Annotated in this window: 10 protein-coding genes; all 10 read left to right on the forward strand. The window is 40.9% G+C overall.

Annotated elements, in window-relative coordinates:
- The first annotated feature begins 48 nt into the window (after window positions 1-48).
- Genes KFE26_RS22765 through KFE26_RS22810 form a run of 10 tightly spaced genes read left to right on the forward strand, consistent with a single transcriptional unit; the run spans window position 49 to window position 7747 of the window.
- On the forward strand, window positions 49-324 hold the full coding sequence (locus KFE26_RS22765) for a hypothetical protein (protein ID WP_212601806.1): 276 nt from the start codon (window positions 49-51) through the stop codon (window positions 322-324).
- 46 nt (window positions 325-370) lie between these two features.
- Window positions 371-1066, forward strand: coding sequence for an EscR/YscR/HrcR family type III secretion system export apparatus protein (locus KFE26_RS22770; protein WP_131525862.1), 696 nt, complete (start codon window positions 371-373; stop codon window positions 1064-1066).
- A gap of 1 nt (window position 1067) precedes the next feature.
- On the forward strand, window positions 1068-1751 hold the full coding sequence (locus tag KFE26_RS22775) for a type III secretion system apparatus protein VscT2 (protein ID WP_212601807.1): 684 nt from the start codon (window positions 1068-1070) through the stop codon (window positions 1749-1751).
- Window positions 1744-2034 carry a hypothetical protein gene (locus KFE26_RS22780; protein WP_131525863.1) on the forward strand — a complete coding sequence of 97 codons (291 nt, stop codon included), beginning with the start codon at window positions 1744-1746 and terminating at the stop codon, window positions 2032-2034. Before KFE26_RS22775 ends, KFE26_RS22780 begins: the two co-directional genes overlap by 8 nt.
- On the forward strand, window positions 2024-3493 hold the full coding sequence (locus KFE26_RS22785; RefSeq protein ID WP_212601808.1) for a secretin N-terminal domain-containing protein: 1470 nt from the start codon (window positions 2024-2026) through the stop codon (window positions 3491-3493). The genes KFE26_RS22780 and KFE26_RS22785 overlap by 11 nt, the downstream gene beginning before the upstream one ends.
- 2 nt (window positions 3494-3495) lie before the next feature.
- Entirely contained in the window at window positions 3496-4758 is a 1263-nt protein-coding gene (gene vscN2 / locus KFE26_RS22790) for a type III secretion system ATPase VscN2 (RefSeq protein ID WP_212601809.1), read from the forward strand.
- Window positions 4736-5107 (forward strand): hypothetical protein, encoded by a 372-nt coding sequence (locus tag KFE26_RS22795; protein ID WP_249195892.1) that lies wholly within the window; start codon window positions 4736-4738, stop codon window positions 5105-5107. The genes vscN2 and KFE26_RS22795 overlap by 23 nt, the downstream gene beginning before the upstream one ends.
- Complete coding sequence (locus KFE26_RS22800) at window positions 5100-7097, forward strand: hypothetical protein (protein WP_212601811.1); 1998 nt, start codon at window positions 5100-5102, stop codon at window positions 7095-7097. Before KFE26_RS22795 ends, KFE26_RS22800 begins: the two co-directional genes overlap by 8 nt.
- Window positions 7084-7317: a flagellar biosynthetic protein FliQ gene (locus KFE26_RS22805; RefSeq protein WP_131525868.1), complete on the forward strand. Its 234-nt coding sequence runs from the start codon at window positions 7084-7086 to the stop codon at window positions 7315-7317. The genes KFE26_RS22800 and KFE26_RS22805 overlap by 14 nt, the downstream gene beginning before the upstream one ends.
- Before the next feature lie 55 nt (window positions 7318-7372).
- A complete protein-coding gene (locus KFE26_RS22810) occupies window positions 7373-7747 on the forward strand; it encodes a hypothetical protein (RefSeq protein WP_212601812.1) in 375 nt (124 codons plus the stop codon).
- Window positions 7748-7864 lie beyond the last annotated feature (117 nt).

Consider the following 7864-nt stretch of genomic DNA (forward strand, 5'->3'; position numbering starts at 1 on the left):
GTCTATAGACTATATTATAAATTTTAATTAAATAGGAGTTATTTTTAAATGTCTGGATTATCAACCGGTTATATAAGTGGTAAGTTTGGTGCTTTGATTAATGCCTCGGATAAAGCTGTAAGTGACTTTATGACGGCTCATACGGGAAGTGTAGATTCTAGTGGGACATTTGTACCAGATCCTAATGGTACGCTTATTTTAAGCTCTTCAGAGGCTCTGTCATTGCAACAATTAATGGCGGATCAAAGTATTACTGCTCAAACATCGACATCGACATTGAAATCAATAAAAGATTCTATTTCCGCTGCAGCTAGAAATATCTAGTATTTAATTATATTTATGTGTCTCTAGTCTAAAGAGAGTGTTATCGATGTTGCAGTTATTAAATCCTGATAATGCATTTTCAGGAGCGAATTTAATTTTGCTCCTGACTCTTATTCTATTATCAACCGTTTTTTTTATATGCTTTTCTGGGTATGTTAAGTACAATATTGTACTTAACATCATAAAAAATGCAGTGGGTACGCAGCAAATTCCACCGACTATAGTGGTTAACTTACTTGCTGCACTAATGGCACTTAATAGTATCTGGCCGGATATAAAGCCTGGGTTGGAGAGAGTAAAGCCTTACTTTATTGAGCAGATAAATGCGGGTGTAGAGTCCGATGTATTGCAGTTGTCACCTGCATTGGAAGGTAATAAACCAGAAAACATTACTATGTATTATCTGGTCAGTAATGTATTTGAGTTTTTCCCTGAGCTCTTGGCTAGGGCTGAGCGAAAAACGAACGAATTAACGGCTATCATAGAAATTCCACTCAATTTTGACTCTGGAAATGACACATTAAAATATTTTCTCGGGAATCTAATTTTAGATTTATACCAAGGATTTGAGTTTGGTCTAAAGCTATACATGATATTTGTAAGTATCGATTTTTTAATTGCTGTGATTTTAAGTGGTGTTGGTATGACTATGTTATCTCCGACGGTAATATCGACACCCGTAAAACTCGCCGTATTTTATTTCTCAGATAGCTGGACAATTTTATTTAGGGCACTACCGTGATATGGATACGCTTTTATTTCCTAACTGGATTTTATTTGCCGGACTATTTTTATTTTTAAAAATTTATAATCCAACACGTTTATATCTTGATAATTCCTCGGCACTCGCTGTCGCTATAGGCCTCGCTATCGTACTCGAAGCCAGTGACTTAGGTGCAGTACCCACACCTTTCTGGGTATTGAGTGTCATTATTTTTGCTCTGTTTTCCTCTGTACCTTATTGGCTAAGTGGTATGGTGGGTAGTGTTATACAACAGCTTTTGTTGCTAAATGAACAGTCGGTACAAGATAGACGTTTTACCGATGAGTCAGAAGCACTCTCTAAGATTAGTTCTTTGATGTTTTTGATGTATGCCTTAGATTCTGGCGTGGTATTTAGACCCCTGCTGGCGGTGATTACTGAGAATATCGATCAAGGTGCTAATGTCGGTTTTGATACCTTATATTTTTATATCACCGACAGTTTGACTATGATCGCTATAGTCACAGGAAAATACATTATCTTAATGCTATGTGTCACCATTTGTTGTGGTTATGTTGATCTTTTTTTCAAAAAAGCGTCATTGTCTACGAGTACTACGACAGATATTAAAGCCATAACCGTTATTATCATTCTTAACCTGTGGCTTCTACAAGATCAGTTTTATGTGTTTAAACAAATAATGAAAAAGGCAGGATATGAGTAACGTTAATTTAATGAATACCACATTGAATAGTCAGCTAATGAAAACCACGTCTGAAAAAGCAGCCCTAGAATTTCAGTCAGAGCTCAAAGTTGTCGCTGGTGAAATGCAGTTAACTGGAAAGATTGCCGACGGTCAGATCAAGCTTAGCGATCAACGTGATGGCGATGATATGAGTGCAGATGAGTTTTTTATGATGGTGTTAGAGGCAAATATAATCGAGGATGGTATTAAGCAAATGGAGGCGAGTGAGGAACGTATGAAGGAGCTCCTTGATGAAGCATAGTCTGTTATTCTTATTTATATTCTGCTTATGCACGGCGTTTACTTGTCAGGCGAAGGTATTTATTAAGCAGTCTGATATTGTCTTGAAAGGTGCTTTGACGGCCATCGCTAAAGATATGCAGGTTAAGTTAGTTGATGATATTGAAGAAAACGTGGCAAAACAGACAATTACCCAAGCTCTATCGGGTGACGGTCTGGACTTGTTGGATCAGTTATCAGATGTTTATGAATTTGATTGGTATGTTTATGGAGGTACCCTTACGGTCTCTTCTGGGCAACCATATATAAATCATGCGTTTAAACCACGTAATATTTTGCCAGCAAGTCTCCTTGAGGAATTGAATAGTGCGTTCAGCGCTAATAGTACGACGAAAATTGAACTCGTTAGCAACGGTAATTCTATCTTTGTTTCTGGGACACGTAAGTTTGTTAATGATGTAGTTATTTACTCTAATATGATAGATAAGAACCAGTTTTTAGAGAATGGTAATAATTTAGAATTAGCGCGAATTGAGTTTAATTATTTATCCGTAGTTGATCGGCAGATTGATTCATACGATGGGAATATCACATTTCCTGGGGCGCAATCTTTAATCGCGTCGGCAATTCAAAAGATTGGTCAGTTTGAAAATATTACTGATGGTGAAATGGTTAAGCGTGCCTATAAGGTTAAGCTTAACCAAAATGATAAACAACAGCTCGATGAGGATGAGTTTACCTCTAAAGTTCAAGTATTACCTGGAAGTAACGCGCTGTTGGTTCGTGGTACTCCAGAGGAGATCCAATTAGCAAAACGTATTGCGACTCTGATTGATGTTCAGCGTCAGCAATTATTGTTTTTCCTTCGGGTTTATGATGTTTCGGTAGAGCGAACCGAAGCACTCGGTGTCAACAGTTCATGGTTAAATGGGAGCAGTGGTCTGTACGACATCATTGTCCCTCCCTTTACTAACACAGTTGATTTTTTCAAAAATGTTCAAGCTTTGTATAGTAATAATATGGCTCGGGGAGTATATGAGACCAATCTATTGATCTTGGAGAATCAGCAAGGTCACTTCGGGAAAAAAGAAACTGCAACTGTGGTACTTATTTCTGATAAAGAGGTTTCAACTCAGAAAATTGAAGCAGAAAATAGTCTTTATGTAACTGGGCGTTTATTGCCATCGGGTAAGGTTCAAGCGAAATTCAGTTATATAGAAGAATCACTTGGTGATAATAATTCTGACGGCGGCACAACTCAAGCACCTAGAGTAAACTCCCAGTCTTTGACATCGGAAGTTTATATCGAGCCGGAACAGACAGTTATTCTTGGTGGATTTGATAATACAGTAACGGATAGCGTTGAGAGTGGCGTGCCTATTTTATCGAGTATTCCTTTATTAGGTGAACTATTTAAGAATAAAAAAGAAACTAAGCGTAAATACAAACGTTACGTTTCAGTATCATTTAAGGTTATTTAGTCGTGCTTAAACACTTTTTTAAGGTCAAAGAATCTTATCAAGATACAGTGATTTGTCATGTTAATATCAATACTTTTGTCGGGCAAGAATGTTTTATTAACACAGTTTCAAATGAGAGTATTCGTGGTGAGGTGATGAAAATTACCGGTAAAAGAGTGGAGATTAAGCTACTGCAACCAGGAGCTATTCAACGCGGCAGTAAAGTTGAAATTACTCCTAGGCGGTTTTGTTTCCCACTTAATGAGATGGCACTTATCGGTAAGGTCATTAATTGTTATGGCGAGTCATTATACGGTGATAAATACCTTGATAGCGAGGGTGACTTTGATGACTTACCTATTATTGAGAAACCGATACCGCTTAATATTCGTGCACCGATTGATACTGTGTTTCCTACTAAACTTAAAGTTATCGATGGTTTGTTTACTATCGGGGTGGGGCAGCGTCTCGGTTTATTTGCTCCTGCGGGAGCAGGGAAGACCACTACGGTTTCTATTATGGCAAATAATATGGACGCCGATGTGGTTATTTTTGCCATGATTGGCGAGCGTGCACGGGAAGTGGTTGAGTTTCTTGAGGGGGAAATTGGCCCTGAAGTGATCCAAAAATCGATCACTATTGTGTCTACTTCTGAGGCAAATCCGCTGGAGAAAGTGAGATCGGGTTTAGTCGCTGTTTCTATAGCTCGACACTATATGGCCCAAGGCAAGAAAGTGGTGCTCTATTTCGACTCATTGACTCGTTTTGCACGTGCTCAGGCGATGTTAGATGGCACGCCTATCGATGGTGGGATCCCTATTGGGGTCTCACTCGCGCTGTCACGGTTGGTTGAGAATTGTGGTAACTCTATCCATGGTTCAGTGACGGGCATTTTTACCGTATTAATCGAAAAGGAAATCGACGAAGATCCAATTGCTCATGAGGTTAAGTCTCTGATTGATGGACATTTAGTTTACTCTACGACGATAGCTTCTACCGGACGTTATCCTGCAATAGATATCCTTAAGAGTAAGAGTCGCTTACAGAATAAAGTTCAGGATTCTCATTACGTTAGTCTCTCTGAAAAATTCAAAGATATGGTCTATCGCTATTTTAATGTCGAACTGTTAATTCGAGTCGGGGAGTACGAGAAAGGCAATGACCTTGCCACTGACGAAGCGATAGAACGTTATCCGTACATTATGGAATTTTTGAAGCAAGGATACGATGGGGTTGAGTATGAAGAAACCCTCCAAGCGATGGATGGAATTTGGTCAGCTTATTGATGTGGTCAATATCAGGATCGGCAAGCAACAACGTAAATTAGCTAAACTAAATGTACTGTATCAAGATTTACTCGATTCGATAGATGAGAAATGGGCATTAATCGCTAAAGAGCAACAAAAGCTAAAAAGTCTGGTTGTTCAGGATGAGTTTAATGGGCTTTCTCGGTTGTTTTTACGTAGGGAAAGTGTGAAATCATGCATAGAATCTTTGTTTTTTGATGCGTCAGTTGCCCAGCAAAATGCCAATGAATTGGCCACCGAGATAGCCCAAGTTAGCGCTGAAAAACTGAGGTTAGAAAAAAGAAAAGATGCATTAGCTGAGATCCAAGAGCAGTTAAGAAATGAGTAACAAGATGATAAAAATCGACAGGCCTGCCTTAGTGACTCAAATACACAATTTGAGCAAAGTTGAAAGTGAGTTTGAACAGCTTTTTAATCAGTCTGAACGTCAGGTTTCTTCCCATGATGCTTCGATGTTTGATGGTGAAAAAGAAGCCATTGAAAATAATGAAGTGGAATCTGAGGAGGGGTCTTATTGGGGACACCATCATATAGTACCACTGACTGCCCAAATACCACTCTATCAAGGTACCAAAAAAGCAGCCAATGTAAATTCGTCTATGGCAATGAATGCCAGTCGCCCTAAGTCTCAGTTCCGCGACTCACATTCGAGTGAGGTAAGCCTGCATGGTTCTAGGCAAAGTGAGTCACTCTCATCTTCGAGTGCGAGCTCCGTGTTGAGTACTAAGGTTCTTAATGCTCAGGTTGCTAGTTCTCAGGTTTCTAGCACTCAAGCTGCTGGTACTCAGGTGGCTAGTACTCTGGTTTCTAGCACTCAAGCTACAGGTACTCAAACTGCTGGTGCTCAGGTGGCTAATGCCCAGGTTCTTAGTGCTAAAGCTGCTAGTTCTCAAGGCACTGATATGCAAGTGTTTAGTCAGAAGGTCTCTAGCATCAAGGTTTTTAGCACTACAGTGTCTGTGGCGCCTCAAGCGAATATAGATGGGATTACCTCAACCGAAACGCTTAAACGTCTGTCGAGTTTAACTCCGTCGCTGCCACCCCAGCCGAATAATGCCGTGGGGCGCGATTCCATGGCAGATGCCCCAGTGCTTATGTCGAAAGTGCCTGTGCCGCAAGTGCCTGCGCAGAAAGAACTTGTGTCGAAAGAGTCAACGGCGGCAGCCCGCCCGCTTGAATACGCGTTGGTGAGTAAGTCAGTGGCTCCGTCCGTGAATCAAGCCCAGTCTGAATCGAGTGCGAATCAGACCATTAGACTTCAGTCTGTTGTGACGCCACCTAAGCCAGAACTGTCATCCGTCGCCGTGGGGCGAGAACCCATGGCAGATACCCCAGTGCTTATGTCGAAATTACCAGCGCCACAAATACCTATTCTGGCAGTGCCAGCGCAGAAAGAACTAGTGTCGAAAGTGCCAGTGCAGAAAGAACCTGTGCCCAAATTGCCTGTATCGAAAGAGTCTACGGTGGCGAGCAAGCTTGGCAACTCATCTGTGGATCAACATGAACGCTCGATTGCGAGCAAGTCAGTGGCTCAGCCTGACCGTGCGTTGGCGAGCAAGTTTGTGGATCAATCCATGAGCAAGCTAGTGCGCCAAGTACAGTCTGAACCGAGTACGAACCAGCCCATTGCCAGCGAGGCGGCTAAACTTCAGCCTGCTTTGACTCCACATCAGCCACTTAAGCCACATCAGCCGCCTCAGCCGAGTGCTGCCATGGGGCATGATCCTGTGGCTAATGCCCCTGGGCTTATGTCGAAATTGCCTGTAGCGCAAGAGTCAATGGCGGCGAGCAAGTTTGTGGATCCATCCATCGGCATGCTAGTGCACCAAGCACAGTCTGAACCGAGTACTACCCAGCCCAATGCCCGCGAGGCGGCTAAACTTCAGCCTTTTTTAACTCCACTAAAGTCAGTAACCCTGATGCCGCCAGAATCGAGTACGACCAGAGCCGTTGAGGTGAGGGTGGATACTCATGTTGAAAAAACAGCTGTGTTAGTGCCTTTAAATACGCAAGTTCGGGAAAATGACACACAAGCAAGTGTGGTGCTCACTCAAGAAGCGTCGCCAGTATTAATGACTCGTATGGAATTATTCGGTGTAGGGGCCAAACTTGCAGCGCTTGGGGCAGGGCATATGCTCACGAGTGTTCAACCTGTATTATCTTCGCCCATGCTGCATTACCAAATCGCTCCTGAGTATTTTACTCACTATGCACAGCTGAATACCTATCGTGTGTTTTTCCGTAATAAGTATTACCTATTCCAATTTGAGGATCATAAAGTGACTAACTTTCTTGAGGACTATTATGACCGTCATTGATGTCACAGCGGCATGCTTAGAGATACTTAAGGATGCAATTATTATTTTCTCCCTCAGTTTTGTCGTGACGGGAGTTATTGTTGGCTTGCTTCAAACTGTATTCAGTGTGCAAGACCCTGGTTTACCTATGGCGGCGAAACTAGTCGTGTTCATCGTCTTACTGACACAAGTAGGGGGTGGGATTTATGATCAATTCCACCTTCTTTTTGGGCAACTCTAGCATTAAAGAGTTGTATTACACATTACCCACTATTGACCTTTAAACGGAAGCTATTATGAAAAAACTGAGAGAAATTGTATATAAGACACTTGTCGATAATTTTAAAATTTCGCCTAATCTATTATCGCGCATTGAAGGTGATGAGCCTATTGCGATTGAGTTAAAAGGGGGGGAGGAAATTTTTGTTTATCTTAAGGATAGAACATTACAAACATTCATTGAGATACCTTTACATGATCAACGTATGCTTAAAAATAAAGCGCCTAAAATAATAGAGAGCCTGATGTCTGATGACGAAATATTCTTCAATATAAAAAAAGATAAATTGATTTTAGTAACTGAGTTTTCCGCTGATATAATTGATGTGGATCGAATTTTAGCGGGTAAATTTATGCTCTTCAATAATATCATCGCATATGTCAAATTTTAGTCGGTTATTTTCACAAGGTTCCATGCTGCTTTTTATTAAAAGTATAGGGTTTATGTCCGATGCTTAAAAGTTATAGAATAAAAAATTTTAAATAAAATTTGAAGTGTAATGTTTGAA

The organism is Shewanella sp. M16 (assembly GCF_018224605.1).
Classification (GTDB): Bacteria; Pseudomonadota; Gammaproteobacteria; order Enterobacterales; family Shewanellaceae; genus Shewanella; species Shewanella oncorhynchi.